Source organism: Candidatus Neomarinimicrobiota bacterium, assembly GCA_018651745.1.
Lineage (GTDB): Bacteria > Fidelibacterota > Marinisomatia > Marinisomatales > TCS55 > JAAZYX01.
In genome coordinates this window covers 35,835-56,059 of the sequence record JABIDL010000020.1, presented here as the reverse complement: position 1 = coordinate 56,059, position 20,225 = coordinate 35,835, and the positions used below count along the sequence as shown (strand labels likewise).

Here is a 20,225-nt window from a genome sequence, read left to right as displayed (position 1 = left end):
CTCATGAATAAGAATACTATTTTTATTGGCATTATTTCTATCGCTGTCGTTCTTTTTATGTATAATAAAGAGAATCCAAAAATACGGAAACCGATCAATAATCCATTGTTAGTAGATTTTAATGATGTGCACGATTTTAGTGCTTTAAAACCTGGGCATATTAAGCGTGCCACAACCTATGCTTTGGAATCAACTGATATGATTCTAGCCGAGATTCTAGCCGTTGCAGATGAAAATCGTAATTTCAAAAATACAATGGTTAGCATTGATGATATTTATGTCGCGATTGAAGCGGTATGGAGTCCGGGCTACCTGATGGGATCCACCCATACAGAAAAACTGATTCGAGATGAAGGATTGGAATCCAGCCGCACCATTCAAAAATACATTACGGATCTTTCGCTCAATGAAGATTTGTACAATGCCGTCATGGCGTATTCTGCTTCAGCAGAAGCCATAGGTCTCTCAGGCTATAAAAAGAAATTTCTGGATGATACGATTTTGGATTACAAGCGAAGCGGTTTTGATTTGTCGAAGGAAGAACGAGATAAGGTGAAAATCATTTTCAACGAATTGTCTGATCTCGGGTTGGAATTCAGTAAAAATATATCTGATTTTCAGGATACGCTTTATGTAACGGAAAAGGAAATGAAAGGTCTTCCGGAATCGTATCAAAAAGAGCATTTGCTGGATGATGGTCGTTATGCTATTGATATGCCGTATCCATCGTATGTGCCGTTCATGGAATTTTCAGAGTCAGATGAAGCGAGAGAGCAGCTTCAGTTCAAATACAAAAATCGTGCGAAAAATTCCAATTTATCTGTTTTGGATAATATTATCAGCAAGCGCCGGGAACTGGTTCAGGTGCTTGGTTATGCTTCGTATGCGGAGTATAGAACGGAAAACCGCATGGCGCAGAACCCAGAGAATGTCTGGAATTTTGAAAATGACTTAAAAAAGAAAGTTCGGCCAAAAGGACAGCTTGATGTGAATGAAATGTTGAAGATCAAATCGAAACGTACCGGAAAAGACGAGAATGTCATTCAGCCGTGGGAGGCTAGCTTTTATTACAATCAAATCTTGAAGGAAAAATTTGATCTGGACCCTGAAGAAGTTCGCAAGTATTTCGAGTTCAATAATGTAACAGAAGGACTTTTTACCATTTATCAAACATTATTTGATGTTCGATTTAAACAAGTTGAGCATCCATCAATTTGGCACGAAGATGTACAAATGTTTGAGGTTTACGATCGAGAATCGAAGGATTTGATAGGTAGGTTTTATCTCGATATGTTTCCGAGACCAAATAAATACGGACATGCAGCCGCATTTTCTGTTACGATGGGAAAAATGACAGACAATGGGTATCAAAAACCTGCGACTGCTTTGGTGTGCAATTTCCCAAAACCAACCGAATTTCAACCATCTTTACTAACGCATGATAATGTAGAAACTTACTTTCATGAATTCGGACATTTAGTGCATGGCGTCCTAACAGAATCGAATCTTATGAGCTATGCAGGAACATCGGTTCCACGAGATTTTGTAGAAGCACCATCGCAAATGTTAGAGAATTGGGTGTGGCAGAAAGAATCTTTATCGCTTTTTGCGAAACATTATGAAACTGGTGAAGTGATCCCTGATGAATTGTTGAACAAAATGATAGCTGCAAAAAACGTGAATTCTGGGACTCGAACGCTTCAGCAAATATTTTACGGTGTGCTAGATTTTACGCTTCATGACGGATTCGATCCGACAGGCGAAATGTCAACAACGAAAATTGTGAATAAGCTTCAAAACGAAATCACATTTTATCCGATGCAAGCCGGGACACACATGCAGGCAGCCTTTGGGCATCTCAATGGTTATGGTGCCGCTTATTATGGATATATGTGGTCTAAAGTATTTGCGCAGGATATGTTTTCTATTTTCGAAGAAAAAGGAATAATGGATCCTGAAACAGGGAAACGTTATAGAGAAGTGATTCTTGGAAAGGGTGGAACAGAAAATCCGCTGGATCTAGTTAGAGAGTTTCTCGGAAGAGAGCCAAATAGTGAAGCATTTACCCGAAGTCTTGGACTGTGAAAACTTTCCTTATTATTGTAACGATTTCAATGGGTCATCTCATTGGATCAGACCCACAAATGGAAAAAGACGTTCAAAAATTGAAATATGCGAATACCATTGTTTGGATAAACTTAATCCATAATCCTGATATCCACTTAACGGATTGGAAATCGGTGGATCTAAAAATATTGGGTGAAAAAGTTGATGAGCTTCATCAAGAGATTCAGAATGGATCGTTAGATGCTTGGGAATTAGATAAATCTGCGGTAGGAGTTATTAACCAATTGAAAACTATTAAAGGAAGGAATTACCAAATTATCTTAGATCAGGATAAACCGGTTAAATATTTTAAGCATTATTTTTCGTCAAAATCATGAGGATCAATATCCAATTCTTTAAATATCGTATCTGCTACTTGCGATGCAATTTGGTCACCGGTCATTCCGGCGGATTCGAGTTCACGCCAGGATTTAATCAAAATTGCTAAATCGTCGCTATTTGCAAAAATTTCATCGAGGACAGCCATTGGGACTCGAAAATCCCGAAGGCGCTCAAAGATTGAAAGTTTGAGAATATCCATGCTTCAAGCTACGGAAAAGTTCTAAGGTTGAAAAGAAGGGAAATATGGAAAAACATATCAAAATATTGTATGCGCTTGTGATTGTTGGATTTTTATCTTTAATGGCCCAGTTATGGATTCAAGCGCAGACTTTGAATAATCTTAAAATCAAGATTGATTCAATTAGTGAGCTTTTATTTAGGCTTGTCTAATTGTACCGCACCAAAAGACGAATTATATTCCTCGCCTATTTATGAAGATTATATGTTGCTTAAATAATGGCGTCGTACCCAAGTGGTCTAAGGGAGCAGTTTGCAAAACTGTCATTCGCCGGTTCGAATCCGGCCGACGCCTCTCATGAGTAGTTATATTCTTGTGAAGCCCTATAATGAATTGCCCGGGTGGTGGAATTGGTAGACACTACAGACTTAAAATCTGTTGGCTAATTGGCCGTGCCGGTTCGAGTCCGGCCCCGGGTACCATTGGTTTCACGTCGTAAAATAGTGGGTGTTTCGAATTCAAAGAAATGATACCCGACCTTTTTTAAAATGATGAATCATTACCTAAGCCGAATATTAAAATGGAATTCTAGATTACTATTTACTATTCTAATTAGTTTTTCTTTCTCGCTAAAAGCTCAAACTTCTGACACTTCAAATACTGAAAAAATATCCATATTCCAAAAAATTATATCATTATTCTTTCAGACCGAAGATTCCGGAATGGGGGTTCAATTTTTCCATGGTGAAGGAATCGGATCAACTCGTAGTTTTTATTTGCCAGGAACTGAGGCGTCTTTTGAGGTTACAACTTACCAAGCTCAAGGAGTGGTAGCACCCATTTCCAAATACGAAATTGTTTCAGAAGATGGTATGGCAGTGGTTAATGGAACTTTCTCGATTCGGTCGAATTTCCCATTAGATGAATCTTGGCAAAAAAAGAAATCATCTCACGAGGAATTAGTCGTTATTTACAATGTTCAGGCTGGAATGTACCATCTTAATGTAGAAAGCAGTTTGCGCTGGAGAATTGTTGTGTATCCATACCGAATGTATTGAATGTTTTTCATAAAGTTTGAATGTCCTAAGTTTCACATCACCTTTGATTGAAAATATGAAAACGGTACTCAAGAAGGCTTGTGGGTATATTATTGGGAAAATGAAAATAATTACTATCATTAAACAAATTCTAGTTTCAATAAGAAACAAATGTAAAATTTGTAAATATCAGTTAGGTGGGATAATTAGACATTCTTCAATTAATCCAGGAACTGAAGATTGGCTAATAAATACTGAAATTAAGTACGGAGGAATTCACACTAACGTACCGAGGACAAAGGTTAGCCCAAAGGATCCACGATCCGAAAAACAACTACTAATTGGAGGCATGATAGGTGGAGATAGGATGCTTCACCATGGGTATGCATCAAATTATTCAAAATATCTCATTCCTTTTGTGATGAGGGGGAAACCTCTAACTCTTGTGGAGATTGGTATTCTTAAAGGTACAGGATTGGCAATTTGGTGTGAGCTATTTAAAAATGGGCGGATTCTTGGATTTGATATAGATCTGGAACACATAAACAAAAATATGAAAAACTTGAAAAAAATTGGAGCATTCCAAAACAACCATCCCGAACTTTATGAGTTTGATCAGTTTCTAGATAATACTGAATTAATTGGCGGTTTATTGAAGGGAGATAAAATAGATATTTGTATAGATGACGGCTATCATTCCAATAGTAGCATTTTAAATACAATGAAGAACATTATTCCATATTTAGCCGATGAATTTGTTTACTTTGTAGAAGACAATAAAGAAGTTCATAAAGAAATCAGAAAATTATATCCAAAATATTTCATTGTGAACGAAGGATATTTAACCATTGTTTCAAATTCATTGTAGAAATACAATCCATACCGAATGAATTGAATGTTTTTCATAAAGTTTGAATGTCCTAAGTTCCACATCACTTTTGATTGAAAATATGAAAACATTATATACATTATTGCCCATAATCTTATTGTGGATTTCTTGCGGAACTCGTTCTACAACAGGGATGCTTGACGAAACGACCGTAGAATATGATGGATTTTTAACTAACAGAATTGCCGATAGTAGCTGGGTGTGGAATTTCGACAATGGTTCACCGAGAGTCACGGGTGAATATGATAACGGAAGTCAAGAAGGATTATGGGAATACTATTGGGAAAACGGAAATAAAAAAGCGGAAGGATCATTTTCCGATAATTACCAGGAAGGTGTCTGGACTTTTTGGTATGAAAATGGGCAGACGCATAAAGAAGGTTCGTTTCATAATGGATTGAAAACTGGTGAGTGGACTGTGTGGTGGAATAATGGTACCAAAGGTGAGTCTGGTAATTTCAAAAATGGTACATGGCACGGTACTTGGACTTATTGGAATCCTGATGGAAAATTTGACCGTGAAGAAGTATGGAGTAACGGTAATTTTGTACGCTAATATTTATTTAATAAAACAATGTAAAAGGGAAGCCATGCTTCCCTTTTTTAATTTATGACCACATCTGTTTCTGTCATTATTCCTACCTGGAATAGAAAAAATGTCCTTCCACGTGCGCTTCATTCTGTATTAAATCAAACTGTAAAACCCGATGAAATCATTGTAGTGGATGACGGTTCTACTGACGGAACAGCTGGCCTAGTTAAACGAGATTTTCCTGATGTTAAATTGGTTAGTAAAAAAAATGCCGGCGTAAGTTCTGCTAGAAATACAGGAATAGTAAAATCAACACATCAATGGATTGCATTTTTGGATTCGGACGATGAATGGCTTCCGACAAAAATTGAGAAACAATTGGATCATTTTCAAAAAAATCCGAAAGCTGTCCTGATTCATACGGATGAAATATGGATCCGCAATGGCGTTCGAGTCAATCCTATGAAAAAGCATGAAAAATCCGGTGGGTGGATCTTTGAAAAATGTCTGCCGTTGTGCTTGATTTCACCATCTTCAGTATTGATCAAAAGAGCATTGTTTTCTGAAATAGGAATGTTTGATGAATTATTGGAAGTTTGCGAAGATTACGATTTGTGGCTTAGGATTTGCTCAAAATATCCTGTTCATTATTTGGTAGAAAAACTCATTGTAAAATATGGTGGTCATGAGGATCAACTTTCTCGCAAACATTGGGGAATGGATAGATTTAGAATTCAGGCGTTAGATAAGCTAATTTCTGATGAAACTTTATCAGACTCTTATAAAAACGCTGCGATTAAAATGCTCATAGAAAAGGCTAAAATTGTATTACAAGGCGCCAATAAACGTGAAAACGAAATGGTTATAGAAGAATGTCAGAATTTTATACGAAAGTTTAGAATAAAGAATGTGGATTAAGATGGAAGACTTCTGTTAATTTCTAATATGGGAGAATCAAAAGAATTTCATCTTCCGTCTGATGAACACGGCGGAATAGAAGCCGGCACAGAAGTGACGCTTCTCAGGGATCACCGTGAATTTGGGAAAGAGATTTCCATTGGTTCCAAATTGACTGTTGATGCCATCATTCATTTTCCAACTCGGTATCATTTGAAAGATGCATCCGGGAAGATTTGGACGGTACCGATTCATTCAGTAAGGTTAGGCTCAGATGCTGTGGATGATGTGCCAGAACCCGCTGAAGAGGAAGAATAATTATCGTCATTGCGAGGAATGAAATGTCGATTACACTGCCAACAAAAACTGTCATACCGGGATCCGAAGGATACCCGGTATCCAGAAAACATTTGATTATCCTTGCTGGATACCGGAACAAGTCCGGTATGACAATAGAGATGATTTAGAAATGTCTTTCTTCGAAGAACTAAAACAGCGCAAAGTTTATCGCACTGCTGCAGCCTATGCTGTAGTCGCATTTATTATTATGCAAATAGTGGAGATTGTCTTTCCTATATTTGGTATTCCAGACTGGGCAGGACGGATGATTATTATTTTAATTTTCATTGGTTTTCCGGTCATTATCGTTTTCTCGTGGTTGTTTGATGTAACAAACAAAGGCATTGTCCGAAGTCAGCCAATGGAAACATCTGATACACGCGCTACTTTCGGGAAAAAGCGTTCGTGGTTTGCTATTGTGGGAATTATACTGGGTATTGGACTCGGATATTATGTGGCAGTTGGATTTGGCAAAAGCGAAACTTCCCCGGTTGATACACGAGCTTCCATCGCAGTACTGCCGTTTGATAATATGAGTGAGGGGGAGAATGATGACTATTTTAGCGATGGTATTACGGAAGATATCATTACGTACCTTTCTAAAATTGAAGGATTAAAAGTGATTTCCCGAACATCGGTGATGCAGTATAAAGATACCAAAATGAATATTAAGGATATTGCCAGGGAGTTGGGTGTTACCAATATATTAGAAGGAAGCGTACGGCGAGCTGGAGATCAAGTGCGCATTACAGGGCAGTTGATTGATGCAATTACAGACGAACATCTATGGGCGGACATTTTTGATAGGAATATGGCCAATATTTTTACGGTTCAGACAGAAGTGGCAAAAAGCATCGCCGCTGCACTGGAAACGGAAATGACAGACAAGGATGTGGAACGGCTGAATAAGACAATGACCACCAATCCGGACGCCTATGAATTGCTTCAGAAAACAAAACCTTTAAAGTGGTTTATTAAAGAAGAAAATACTAAAAAAATGGAACTGTATGAGAAGGCGGCAATGTTGGACCCGAAATCTGCTTACATTCAGTCCAGGCTTGGGGAAATTCATTCATGGATATATTTCTTAGGTATGGATCGGTCAGAAGCCCGGTTAGCAAACTCCAAGGCTGCATTGGATAAAGCCATGGATCTTGATCCGCTATTAGCAGAAGTGCACCAGAGCGTCGGATTTTACTATTATATACAAGCGGATTACGAAACAGCATTAAAGGAATTTGCCCTTGCTGATCGTCTTGAACCAAATAATGTTGAAACTTTATGGCGTCAGGCCCTTGTTTACAGACGGCAGGGGAAATTTCAGGAATCTTATGATTTGATGGAAAAATGTATGGAGATGGATCCAAAGAATTATCAATATCCAAATCAATTAATAGGAATGAGTACTTTGCTTGGATTAACGGAAAAATTTGATAATTACTATTCTATAGCCAAAGATATGGGTATGGAGATAGGTATGGGTTTGGGACTCAATAATACTGAAAAATTTGGACGGAACGGTGATATTGATGAATTTAAAAAAGTGGTGGAAGAAGCGAAAAAGATAGACCATGAAAGTTGGTTTTATGGTGAAATTAGTTTTTATTATTTGATTTCAGGAGATTATGATAATGCCATAAAAAACATTAATCGTATGAAAGAAGAAGATGCAATAAACCAGACTATCTATAGAAACAATGATTACTTGCTGGGAATTGTATATAAAACAAAAGGCGATAAAGAGAAAGCAAACCAATATTTTGAAAAAGCATTGCTTGATGTAAATCAAAAATTGGCAGAATTACCTAATGATGAACGTTTTTTATTTTCTAAAGGGAAGATTCTTGCTTATTTGGGAAGGTTTGAAGAAGCCATTAAAAATGGTGAAAAAGCTATTGCCCGAAAATCCATAGAGACTGATAAGCTACAAGGAGGGGATTATAATTACCAATTGGCCAAAATTTATGTTTTAGTAGGCGAATTTGATCTTGCGTTAAAGGAATTGCGAAAAGTGTATAATGTGATGCCCATGAATGCTTGGATCGGATTTTTGCTACACGATGCTGAAATGGCCAAGATACAAGACTATAAACCATTTAAAGACTTGATTGCGGAAATGCGAAAAATGCAGGGGTTGGATTGAACAACAGTATCATACCGGGATCCGAAGGATACCTGGTATCCAGAAAACATTTGATTATCCTTGCTGGATACCGGAACAAGTCCGGTATGACAAAAATCAACAAACTTATTTGACGAAATACACCACATTATCCGATAAAAATAAATGCTATCAAAACTCTTTAATAAAATCATTCAACTTTCGCCGACAATTCGCCGAGCGATTTGGAAATGGTGGTATCAGAAACTTGCAAAAAAACACGAGGGGAAAAACTGGCGCTTTATGAATTACGGATATGCGCCATTGAACGGTTCTATGCCGATTGAACTACAATCTGAGGAAGACGAAGAAGACCGCTATTTCATTCAGCTTTATCACCATGCGGCACAATCTGCAGATCCAAACGGAAAGCGGATATTGGAGGTCGGTTCGGGCCGTGGCGGCGGATCGTGGTATGTGGCATCCTATTTGAATCCGGCTCACATGACAGGGCTGGATTATTCGGAAAACGCCGTAGGACTCGCCAACCAGTTTTTTAATGAAGATAATTTAGACTATGTGCAAGGGGATGCGGAGTCCTTGCCTTTCGAGGCAGAAACTTTTGATGCAGTCATCAACGTGGAATCGTCCCATTGCTACGGTTCCATGGAATCGTTCGTAGGCGAAGTGAAGCGCGTGCTAAAACCGGGAGGTATTTTTTCCTGGGTGGATTTGCGTGGGGCGGATGATGTGGATGCATTGGAAACTGTATTTAAACATTCAGGTTTGACCATAGTCAAAGAGGAAGTCATTACCGAAAATGTCCTCAAAGCGCTGGATGGTATCACGAATCGAAAAGAAAAAGCCATTAGCCAATTTGTCCCGGGATTTATCCGAAGTGCTTTCAATGATTTTGCTGCTGTAAAAGGGTCGCGCATTTACAATGGATTTACAAATGGACGCCTTGTGTATTTAAGTAAAGTCTTCCAAAAGAATTGACAAAATTTCTCAAGTTTTTCACTGTCATTCTGATTCGGCGGATGGCGGAGGGTGATTTCAAATAATCTATGAATACGAACCAGACGTTTGAGATTCTTCTCCCGACACTCCGTGTGCGGGATTAGAATAATAAATGAGAATAGGAGTCTCTAATGAGGTTTTTCAAAAAATTAAACCACCACAAAACCCTATAATAAACATTGACCAGTCCGCACGAAATACTTATTCCGTTGACGCCAATTTGGTGGCAGACGATCATCTGGTCTGCCGGCTTAATTGCTGGGATTATATTTATTGGAAAAAAGCTTGATTCCATAAAAAGGGAAATGCTCATAAAGACGGTGGCTGCATTCTTGATTGCGCGAGCTATTTTGGTGCATCCATATGTTCATTATACTGTTGGCTGGGATATATACAACAGTTTACCGCTGCATCTTTGTGGATTGTCGGCAATTCTTTCCGGCATTGTACTTTTAGTCAGGAAACAACTGTTATTTGAATTGGTATATTTCTGGGGAATTCCTGGCGCATTTCATTCGCTGGTTACGCCGGAATTTACACAAGGCTGGCAGGGGCTTTTATTTGTAGAATATTATATTTCCCATGGAGGAATTATACTAAGTGCATTGATGTGTACGATCCTTCTAGGATTCAAGCCGAGACCCGGTTCATGGTGGAAAATATTCCTCGGTTCCCAAATATTATTACCGATTATTGGCATATTTAATTGGTTAATAGATGCAAATTATATGTACATCTGTGCACCGCCGATTGTTGAAAATCCGTTTATTATCGGTGATTTTCCGGAACATCTAATCGGACTTGAAATTGCGGGACTTCTGCATTTTGCCGTTGTGTATCTTCCATATGGACTTAAATACCGAAAGGAAAATATTAGTAGATTGATTTCTACTTAATTACATTATCTATATGACTTTGTTAATTGTTTATTTCCTACTCGCCTTGTCTGTGTCATTTCTATGTTCACTTCTGGAATCAGTTCTTCTTTCTGTAACTCATACCCATATTATGATGATGGAAAAAGAAAACCATAAAAGTGCTAAAATATTAAAAAAAATGAAAGAGTCAATCAATCGACCCTTGGCAGCTATTTTAACATTAAACACAGTTGCTAATACGGTTGGCGCTGCAGGTGTGGGTGCGCAGGCATATATACTCCTTGGATCAGAATGGGTGGCAATCGCATCTGGAATTTTGACATTGTCTATTCTAATTTTTTCAGAAATTATACCTAAAACACTTGGTGTAATTCATTGGAAACGAATTTCAGGCTCAACAGCTTACATGATCCAATTGATGATTTGGATTAACTATCCCTTTGTCTTGCTTTTGGAATTAGTGTCTAATTGGCTCGGAGCAGATGAAGCTGTTATAAAGGTAACGCGGGAAGAAATCGGCGTTTTGGCAGAAATGGGTGAAGATGAAGGCGCCATTGAAGATCGGGAAGGAACGATTATCGAAAATCTTCTTCGACTGGATAATATTACCGCAGAAGAAGTAATGACGCCTAGGTCTGTTTTGTTCACTCTTCAAAAAAACCAAACCGTTAAAGAAGTTCTTGATACCAATAAAAATATATCTTTCTCTCGGATTCCTGTTTATGGTAGCGATTTGGATGACATCATTGGAATGGTGCGGCGATATCAAATCATAAAAAGTAAAGCTGAAGATAAATTTAATGTAACGATGGAAACATTGGCAGGACCTGTGATAAGTGTTAATCAAAAAAAATCTGTTTCGGAAATACTCGATTTGTTAGTAAAGAAACGTGAACATCTATTTATTGCTACGGATGAAAATGATCGTACAGTTGGTTTGATCACGCTAGAAGATGCAATCGAAACGCTTCTTGGCGTAGAGATTGTTGACGAATTCGACTCGGTAGAAGACATGCGGAAACTCGCAGTTGAAAAAATGCGAAAAAGACGCGAGTATTCAGAAAAACAATAAAATAACTCATCATTCCATCCGTGGGTAGGATCGCCTAAATTTCGATCCATGAAACGGGTTATCCTTTCCATTTTCACACTTGCGCTATGTCTATTTGCGCTTTCGGAAGATCAAACGAAATACTATCAGTCCGAAGCTGAGTTTCTTAGTGATCAGCCGGTGTCAAAATATAAAGTAAGCGGAAAAATATACATTCGCGCTGATTTTGATTCTCAAGGGAAATTGATCCTAAAATCCATCATAAACGAACAGGGTGACATGACTCGGTTTGAGCGATATACATACGCGGACTCTACAGATGACCTATCCACAAAGGAAATCCTGATTAATGATACGGTAATGGTTCAAAAGACTACATTTGGTCATGAGGAAAAAACGGAAGCGTATATCGAATATGTATATGGAGTAGATACGGTAAAGCGATGGAATGACCGGTTTACCATCCAAACATTTAATAAGAGCGGACGAGTTGAAACCTATCAGTTTTTAGATGTGGATGCGTTTGAGTACGGAAACATTAGATTTGAATACGATTCTCTTGGGTATATGTCGAAACAAGAATGGATTAAACGACCCTCCGGCAAATCTATGCGTAAATGGCTGTATGCTACTGACCCAATTACAAATGTTACTCACATTCTTGAATATGATTCGACAAATACACTTGCATTTGAAATCAATCTTGCTGCAGATGGAACGGAGGTAATATTACATTTTTTGTCTCCTGAAGATTCATCCTTAGTCAATCATTCTCGAGTTGGTTATAAATTGGACGGTGATCTTGAGTACGGGTTTTTGGCGTGGACTTTATCTGATTCTACTTGGCGTCATCTTCAAGATACATTACGCTTCCAAATGAGTAAGGCTGAAATTAAAACAGGGAATCATCTGATTGATTGGAGAGTTGACACTCTTATGATCGACAGTTTGGAATACGATGTTACATTTACAGGATTTACAACAAAAGAATACGTGGCAAATAAGCGAATCATTCGGAATTTAGTTTTTGATAATTCACCACCAATTTTAACACTGAACGTGGATCCTCATATCAATCAACCGGAATTTGGGTTTAGTGTTTCAGAATCTATGGAACGTGCTTTTGTTATGTGGATTCCTGACAACGTTGATTTTAATACTTCCATTGATACTATTCAATTTATTGAAAATGAATTGATTCCAGATTCAGGAAAAATGATTTTAACCAATCAAACTGATTTGCAGGATAGTGTAATATACCAACTTGAAATGATTGGAATTGACAAAGCTGGAAATATTTCAATTCCTGTAAAAGTTGATTCGATTCATTATGACATTACCGCACCAAGATTTTCTCTTACGAATCCTCCATTAGCTTCGTTTATTAATAATGGGAATACGACCTTTTCAACGGATGAAGCAATTCAATCTTGGAAATTAGAAATTCGTCAGATGGCTGGTTTGAAAGATGTGAATGCGCCGCATATCATTGATCGAGAAATGATTTCTGAAGAAAGATCAGAATTCAAATTAGATGTTACCGAATCCATTATGCTTGTTGATGGTGCAATGTATCGTTTCTCGGTGTCTGGCGTTGACCTAGCCGGGAATATATCTAAAATTGTAAATGTGGATTCTATATTTTACGATATTTCACCACCTGTTCTAACCTTGATTTATCCGATAAATGATGTAGCTATTCGTGATCCGTCTGTTTCATTTGCTTTTAATGAAAATTTACAAGCTGCTGAATTTCGTTGGGATAGAACGGATGGGACCGCTGATTCTAGTTCGCCACGAATCGTCCCACTTCTAAAGGATGAACTTACAAAAGGTGAAAAAATTCGAATCAATTTAGAACAAGAACCCGAATTGGTAGATGGAACCGAATATGCACTTACCCTTACCGGAATAGATTATGCCGGAAACGAAGGGGAATTGATTCAAATACAACATATACTATTTGATGCAAGTCCACCTAAATTTACTGATTTAATGCCACTTAATGGTTCTGCCCTGAATCATCATAATTTATCATATACATTGTCTGAAAAATTACATGAAGGGTCAATTAAATGGACTCGAACTGGAGGGGAAGAAGATCCAAAGAACAACTATAGAATGAATCTGGCCAAAGAAGAATTAGAATCAGGGATTCATGCAGACATTACGCTAAGGAATAATCCTAGACTTGTGGATGGTGGAATTTACAAGCTTGAATTCCGAGGATCAGATAGAGCAGGGAATCAATCTGATACTTTGATGATCGAAGATATTTTATACGATTTTTCCAAACCAATTATTTCAGTGCCCCATCCATTGTCCGAAATGATTTTGAATCATACACATATTTCATATTCTTTATCAGAAAAGCTAAATAAAGGCATGATTGTTTGGAATCCAACCGAAACCGATGGGGAGTTAAATGATCCATTCGAAGTTATTTGGTCAGATCAGGATAAAAAACCCGGCGAACATTTAGAAATCGAAATTGAAGGAATGCCTGATGTGTTAGAAAATGTCCTTTATTCTATATCATTTAATGGATCAGATCGCGCTGGGAATCACGCTGAAGAAGTTATTCTTTCTAATATCATGTATGATTTTACCCCTCCTGATATTTCTTTGACATTTCCTGAATCCGGAACGGCGGTAAATCATAAAGAAATCAGTTTTTCATTGAGCGAAGATTTGTTGAGTGCAGAAGTAATTTGGGAAAAGATGGGTGGAAGGGATGATAATAATTCACCTCATATCCAGCCTCTGGTTGGGTTTGAATTGAACGCGGGAAACAAAGATAATCAGGTCATCGTAAGAGCGCCTTTATTGGTTGATGGAACAATTTATCGGGTATTTATTCGTGGAAAAGATCCAGCCGGAAATGAATCAAATATTCCTACGATAGAAAATATCCTGTATGACATAACCGCTCCGGTATTAACACCTTTATATCCTCAGGATGATCAATATATTTCCACGCCGGCAATCGGGTTTTCTATCAACGAAGATCTATTTGAAGGATCTGTATTGTATCGATTTGTCGGTGGAAAACCTGATTCCAATAGTCCCTATATTTTTAATATGAAAGATGCGATGTTGAAAAAGGGTGACCACCAAGATGTTTTTCTTTTGAATGGTCCAACTCTCGTTGAACAAGGAATTTATACAGTTGAATTCTCAGGACGAGACAGAGCAGGAAATATGATTGCTAATAAAACAATTCAACGCATCATTTTTGATTCTACTCCGCCGAGGTTATCCATTACAATGCCGAAAGAAAATTCCGCAGTGAATCATACGAAAGTAAGTTTTAATAATAGCGAAAAGTTGAAGACTGCCTTTATGGTTTGGTCTCAATCCGGTGGAACAACTGTCACAGAATCTCCGAAAATCATTGTGTTAGAGGGCCAAGAATTGAACGATGGATTGACTACTAATATAGTTTTAAAAAATCAGCCAAATCTCGTAGATGGATCAACATACGACCTTCAGTTTTATGCAACTGATTTTGCAGGAAATTATAGTGATACGGTTTACGTTAATAATATTTTATATGATATCACGCCACCTGTAATCGAAATTGTTTCACCAAACAGTCAAATTATAAGTGCCTTAACCGACATTGAATACAGCCTTTCTGAAAACATTGCAACCGGTTCTATTGCATGGAATGGAAAAGACATTTCCGGTGCTCCGCTTCATAAACTTTTTGAAATCGCAGAAAAAGCAGCTAAAAAAGGAATCCATCATTCAGATACATATATTCAACCAATCTTAACAGACGGTGGGTTGTATAATATTTCCATCAAAGCGACAGACCCAGCCGGGAATCAGGCTACACCAGTTACAATAACAGAATTCAGGGTTGATCGAACGCCTCCAGAAATAACGAATCTGTTTCCAAAATCAAATAGTTTTATTAATTCAGATGACATCATCTTTACCATTTCTGAAGTATTGGCATCCGGAAAAGTGATGATATCCGGTAATCAAAATTTTACAATAGACTTATCCCCGGAAGAGTTAAAAACAGCATCAAAAAATCCAAATTTCGTAGGCCACATGCGAAATTTAAAAGATGGAACCAATTACACTATTTCTGTCATTGGTACTGACTTTGCAGGGAATAATTCGGAGCCTTTGATTGAAACGAACATTATTTATGACATTTCTATGCCGATTTTGAATATTATATCACCGGTTAGTGATAGTTATATCACAAATTCTGATATGAAAATTTCTCTCAATGAAACACTCAAAAGTGGTTCGATAACCTGGATTTCGAGTGAATATGAAGAATCGCAAATTGATTTGGGACTGGAATATTTAGCTAAAGGAATACATATTATTTCTGGCTCTTTATTATCCATCAAAGAAAATATTCCAAATACTATCAAATTTACCGGAGTTGACTTAGCCGGGAATGAAGGTATTGCAGAAGATATTATAAACGTCACTTACGACGGTACACCACCGGAAATCAAATTAACAGAACCATCTTCCAATTCTTCTGTTAATCATACACGTTTTTCATTTTCCACAAATGAAACTTTATCAAGTGGTAATATAACGTGGACAGCAACGGATGGTGCCGATGAAGCCAGTCCGCATCGATTACAATTAACCGATGCACTTTTGAAAGTAGGTGAATATAATGATTATTCAATGGATAGATTGAATCTGGTAGATGGCGTATTTTATTCAATTGCCATCCAGGGATTTGATCGCGCTGAGAATCTGTCAGAAATATCAATTTTGGAAAATATTAAGTATGATATTACCCAACCTGCATTTATCCATATTTCACCATCGAGTGACACATTATTAAATTCAATTACCCTTTCGTACAATCTGACAGAAGATTTAACCGAAGGAAAAATCAGCATCGGCAAAACAAAAAATTTAGGTCAAGGAAAATTTGAACTCAAATTAGATGGAAATAGACTTAAAGCCGGTATAGGAGGGGGTGAGTTACCGCCATCTGTTGGCTTGGAAAGTGGTATTGTATATGAAATGGAATTCTATGGAAAAGATTTAGCTGGAAATGAAACAAGTCCAACAAATATAACTGATATTAAATTTGACAGCGAAAAACCAAATATTGCATTATTTGCGCCCGAGTCTAACACATTTGTAAGGCAAAGTTCAATTTCGTTTGGCATTAGTGAACATTTAAAGGAGGGATCCATCGAGTTGCTCCAAAATGGTCAACAACCAATACGAGTAGCATTGTCCGGTGAATATTTGAATGCAAATAATTTTAATAATGTAACGATTCCGGGGTTGGATGTGTGGGAAGACGGCGGCGTGTATTCTATTACGCTATCGGGTACTGACTTAGCCGGTAATGTTGGCGATGCCGCTACAAATTCAAATATTTCCTACGACATTAACCCTCCGGAAATTAATATATTGAACCCGATATCGAATTCTGAAATCCGTGAAGAAACATTTTCCTATTCAATCAATGAAAATGTAAAAGAGGCTACATTAACCATCAAACGAACGGATGGTGAAATGGACTCTGAATCTCCACATTTCATTCAACTGACCGGCGCCGAATTAGAAAAAGGCAGAAAAGACCTTTCAGCTTTATATTTTTTATCTACAAACAGACCAAATCTTGTAAACGGCGCAATATATAATTATTCAGTATCTACGGTCGATTTTGCAGGAAATGAAGCTACATCTAATGTGGTTTCTGATGTCGGTTTTGACAATGAGCCCCCGATAATTTCAATTAGTCAGCCACTCGATTCCGAACAGATAAAAACCAGCGATGTTTCTTATATGCTTTCAGACAATCTTGCTTGGGGAAAAATCAGATTTATTCAATTCGGTGGCACGCAGGATCCAAATTCACCGCATATTCATGAAATGTCTGGAATAGAAATGGAACAAGGAATGCATTCTGGATTTGACCTCAATATCATGGATAAACTTGCGGATGGAGGGCGATATACGATTTCGATTGAAGGAGGAGACAATGCGGGGAATATTGCAAAGGTGGCTCAAGCTACAAACGTTTTATTTGATGTAAAACCTCCCATGCTAACATTGAATTATCCAATTCCTTCTTCAAAAGTGAACCATTCTACTGTTTCTTTTTCGTCATCAGAAAAGATGGCAGATGGCTCAATAACATTTTTTCGAACCGGTGGTGCCCCAGACCCCGGGAGTCCGCATGTTTATCAATTGGCAGAGGATGAGTTAAGCAACGGAATCCACGAATTGATAAATGTCAATCATCCCTTGCAAGATGGAAGTATTTATACAATTAGTTTTGACGGAATGGATTTTGCAGGGAATCGATCTGAGACTGTCACGCTTACAGAAATAAATTATGACATTACTGATCCAGCACTTTCCATTCACTATCCTGAAGCAAAATCATTTCATCAAAATTTAATGGTAAATATTTTTTCCGATGAAAACCTTAAAAAAGGGGACATTAACCTTATACAAACCGGTGGGCAAATAGACCCCAAAAGCCCACATACCTTTTCATTGGAAGCGAATCATTTAAATCCAGGAGAATATTCATTGGATTTGACAAGTATGGAATTAGTGAGTGGATCAACGTATTCGATTTCATATTCAGGGGAAGATTTAGCAGGAAATGTCGCTACGACTGTTGTTGTAGAAAATATCCAAATTGATAGAGATCGCCCATTTTTGGAAATCACTTCACCGTTGGTTGATACGTTTGTCAATCATACTAGATTTGGAATTAGGATAGGTGAGACTTTGCAAGAGGCAGCCATTTCTTGGACGCGGGTTTCCGGTGAACCGGATCCAAATTCGCCACATCAACAGCTGTTGACGGGCCAATATTTGTTGGCAGGAAAATATGATAATATCCTTTTGAGTAATTCACCGAAATTGGTGAGTGATGTGACTTATTCAATGGCGTTACACGGTGTTGATCTTGCCGGGAATTCTGCTACAGCACATTTAACTGAAATGCATTTTGATAACCAGCCACCCAGTTTTACCCATTATTTACCCGTAACAAAAATGTTCATTAAAGATCCTAATGTTCAATTCGAAATTGATGAGCTATTGGTAAATGGATCAATTGTGTGGTCAGCTACCGGCGGCGAAACAGACCCATTAAGTCCTCGCAATATTGAATTTTCTGAATCCGAATTGGCAAACGGTATGCCAACTCTTGGGTCGCTAAGTTTTCAAACGGAATTGCAGGATGGAACAGTGTATTCATTATTGGCAACGGGAACAGATAGAGCAGGAAATTCCACCAGAATAGACCTTGCTCATGGGCTTACTTATGATGTTTCAAAACCCATGTTTACCAATCTGTTTCCAAAAATGACGAGTAGAATTAATTCACCTTTAGTCAAGTTCACTATAAATGAAACATTAAAATCCGGGGCATTTACTTGGAAATACATGGGAGGAACTGATGATCCGAGTGTGCCTCATCGAGTAGATTTTACCTCGGAAATGCTATCTGCAGGAAGTCATTCGTCGGAGACGGTTATCCAACCAGATCTTGTGACGGGAACGATGTACCGAATCACATTTGAAGGAGCGGACTTTTCAGGGAATATTGGTAAAAAACTTGTTATGAATATCGTGTACGATGATATTCCTCCAACATTGGAATTGTTATATCCGGAAAATAATTCGACAATAAATAATTCTAAGTTAGCATATAAAATATCCGAACCTTTATCAGAAGGTAGCATAACTTATATTCAAACAGGAGGGACCACTGATCCATCTTCCCCGCATTCAGTATCTTTACAAGATTTGGAATTAGAGATTGTTCAATTATCGCCAACTCATTTATCAAATTCTGCAACATTGCAAGATGGATCCATATATCTGGTCAAATTTAAAGGTATGGATTTAGCAAATAATTCTAACACTTCTAATTCTATTTTAAACGTTTCGAATGATGTTTTGTATGATATAACCAAACCTAAAATTTTATTTCAAAAACCAAGTGGGAATCAAGTTATGCTGGGACCGAATTTGACCTACTCAAATTCAGAATTGTTAACAACGGCGACTGTTAATTTCTCTCGAACCGGAGGCAATCCCGATGCCCAAGCGCCACACGCAATACTATTAATTGATGATGAACTAAATGCAGGTGAACATCCTAATATTGAATTAAACAATATGAATGAATTATCGCCCGGAACGGAATATAGTTTATCTTTTTCCGGAAAAGATATTGCCGGGAACGAGAATGATCCGGTATCTATTAACGGGATAACGTACGTCAGAAGCCTTGAAGGAAATTGGTATTGGCAGGGACCTATTATGCAGGTGGTGTGGACCTTTACACCGCTGAATGGTTCATTTGGATTGACGGGGGAATTCGCTGAGGGTGCAGCCATTGGAAGTAAGATTAGTAATCAGACATTTGGAACCTATACCATTGATTATTCATCTTCTCCGTGGATATTAGAAACCGAACAAACGGATACAGGTGAAAAACGATTTAGTCTAATTGAATTTATTGGACCAAATAGGATTAAAGTCTTAACAAAAGCAAAGAAAAACCCAACATCTTGGTCTGATGGAGAAATAATGGAGTATGATTACAAACCATAAGGTGAATTGGTTTTTGAATTAATACGAATAAGCCACTAAATTCATTGATAATTTTTATTAACATAAATCAAAAGAAAGTATAACAATGGCTAAGAAACAAAAATCATTTGCAGATAAAGCGAAAGGCAAAAAGGATAAAGCAGCTACATTTGTTAAATATGTAAAAAGTGTGTTATCCGAAAAGACTGGGTACTACCGTTTTAATGAACAAATGGTAAAAATGAACGATGGTGAAACTTTGGACGGTGCTTTAAAGCGTATGGATGAAG

13 protein-coding genes, 2 tRNA genes and 1 pseudogene are annotated in these 20,225 nt (G+C 37.6%); 15 read left to right on the top strand and 1 reads right to left on the bottom strand.

Going from position 1 to position 20,225, the window contains the following annotated elements; all coding sequences use genetic code 11:
• Nucleotides 1-3: 3 nt before the first annotated feature.
• Together HOD97_03365 and HOD97_03360 are read left to right on the top strand one after the other, a co-directional pair.
• Nucleotides 4-2,085 carry a Zn-dependent oligopeptidase gene (locus HOD97_03365; GenBank protein MBT4280642.1) on the top strand — a complete coding sequence of 694 codons (2,082 nt, stop codon included), beginning with the start codon at nt 4-6 and terminating at the stop codon, nt 2,083-2,085.
• Complete coding sequence (locus HOD97_03360) at nt 2,082-2,444, top strand: hypothetical protein (GenBank protein MBT4280641.1); 363 nt, start codon at nt 2,082-2,084, stop codon at nt 2,442-2,444. Before HOD97_03365 ends, HOD97_03360 begins: the two co-directional genes overlap by 4 nt.
• Here the strand turns inward: HOD97_03360 and HOD97_03355 are convergent.
• A complete protein-coding gene (locus HOD97_03355) occupies nt 2,423-2,647 on the bottom strand; it encodes a hypothetical protein (protein MBT4280640.1) in 225 nt (74 codons plus the stop codon). The two genes, HOD97_03360 and HOD97_03355, sit on opposite strands and share 22 nt — an antisense overlap.
• A gap of 259 nt (nt 2,648-2,906) precedes the next feature.
• On the opposite strand from HOD97_03355, the gene HOD97_03350 reads away from it, so the two are divergent.
• From HOD97_03350 to HOD97_03290, 13 genes and pseudogenes are all read left to right on the top strand, one after another.
• A tRNA-Cys gene (locus tag HOD97_03350) sits at nt 2,907-2,980 on the top strand.
• A 41-nt stretch (nt 2,981-3,021) separates the two neighbouring features.
• Nucleotides 3,022-3,108, top strand: a tRNA-Leu gene (locus tag HOD97_03345).
• Between the two features lie 66 nt (nt 3,109-3,174).
• Entirely contained in the window at nt 3,175-3,684 is a 510-nt protein-coding gene (locus HOD97_03340; GenBank protein ID MBT4280639.1) for a hypothetical protein, read from the top strand.
• A gap of 55 nt (nt 3,685-3,739) precedes the next feature.
• The gene (locus HOD97_03335) at nt 3,740-4,531 is read left to right on the top strand and encodes a hypothetical protein (GenBank protein ID MBT4280638.1); all 792 of its coding nucleotides are present in this window, start codon (nt 3,740-3,742) and stop codon (nt 4,529-4,531) included.
• 82 nt (nt 4,532-4,613) lie between these two features.
• Nucleotides 4,614-5,108 (top strand): toxin-antitoxin system YwqK family antitoxin, encoded by a 495-nt coding sequence (locus tag HOD97_03330; GenBank protein ID MBT4280637.1) that lies wholly within the window; start codon nt 4,614-4,616, stop codon nt 5,106-5,108.
• A 54-nt stretch (nt 5,109-5,162) separates the two neighbouring features.
• Nucleotides 5,163-6,002: a glycosyltransferase gene (locus HOD97_03325; GenBank protein ID MBT4280636.1), complete on the top strand. Its 840-nt coding sequence runs from the start codon at nt 5,163-5,165 to the stop codon at nt 6,000-6,002.
• Between the two features lie 27 nt (nt 6,003-6,029).
• Nucleotides 6,030-6,299 (top strand): hypothetical protein, encoded by a 270-nt coding sequence (locus tag HOD97_03320; GenBank protein MBT4280635.1) that lies wholly within the window; start codon nt 6,030-6,032, stop codon nt 6,297-6,299.
• 151 nt (nt 6,300-6,450) lie between these two features.
• A complete protein-coding gene (locus tag HOD97_03315; GenBank protein ID MBT4280634.1) occupies nt 6,451-8,463 on the top strand; it encodes a hypothetical protein in 2,013 nt (670 codons plus the stop codon).
• 144 nt (nt 8,464-8,607) lie between these two features.
• On the top strand, nt 8,608-9,420 hold the full coding sequence (locus HOD97_03310) for a class I SAM-dependent methyltransferase (protein ID MBT4280633.1): 813 nt from the start codon (nt 8,608-8,610) through the stop codon (nt 9,418-9,420).
• Between the two features lie 230 nt (nt 9,421-9,650).
• On the top strand, nt 9,651-10,337 hold the full coding sequence (locus HOD97_03305; protein MBT4280632.1) for a TIGR02206 family membrane protein: 687 nt from the start codon (nt 9,651-9,653) through the stop codon (nt 10,335-10,337).
• Between the two features lie 13 nt (nt 10,338-10,350).
• Nucleotides 10,351-11,391, top strand: a complete 1,041-nt coding sequence (locus tag HOD97_03300) for an HlyC/CorC family transporter (protein ID MBT4280631.1) — start codon at nt 10,351-10,353, stop codon at nt 11,389-11,391.
• A gap of 48 nt (nt 11,392-11,439) precedes the next feature.
• Nucleotides 11,440-19,956, top strand: coding sequence for a hypothetical protein (locus HOD97_03295; protein MBT4280630.1), 8,517 nt, complete (start codon nt 11,440-11,442; stop codon nt 19,954-19,956).
• Nucleotides 19,957-20,041: 85 nt separating this feature from the next.
• Nucleotides 20,042-20,185, top strand: a pseudogene (locus HOD97_03290) (DUF4295 family protein).
• Nucleotides 20,186-20,225 lie beyond the last annotated feature (40 nt).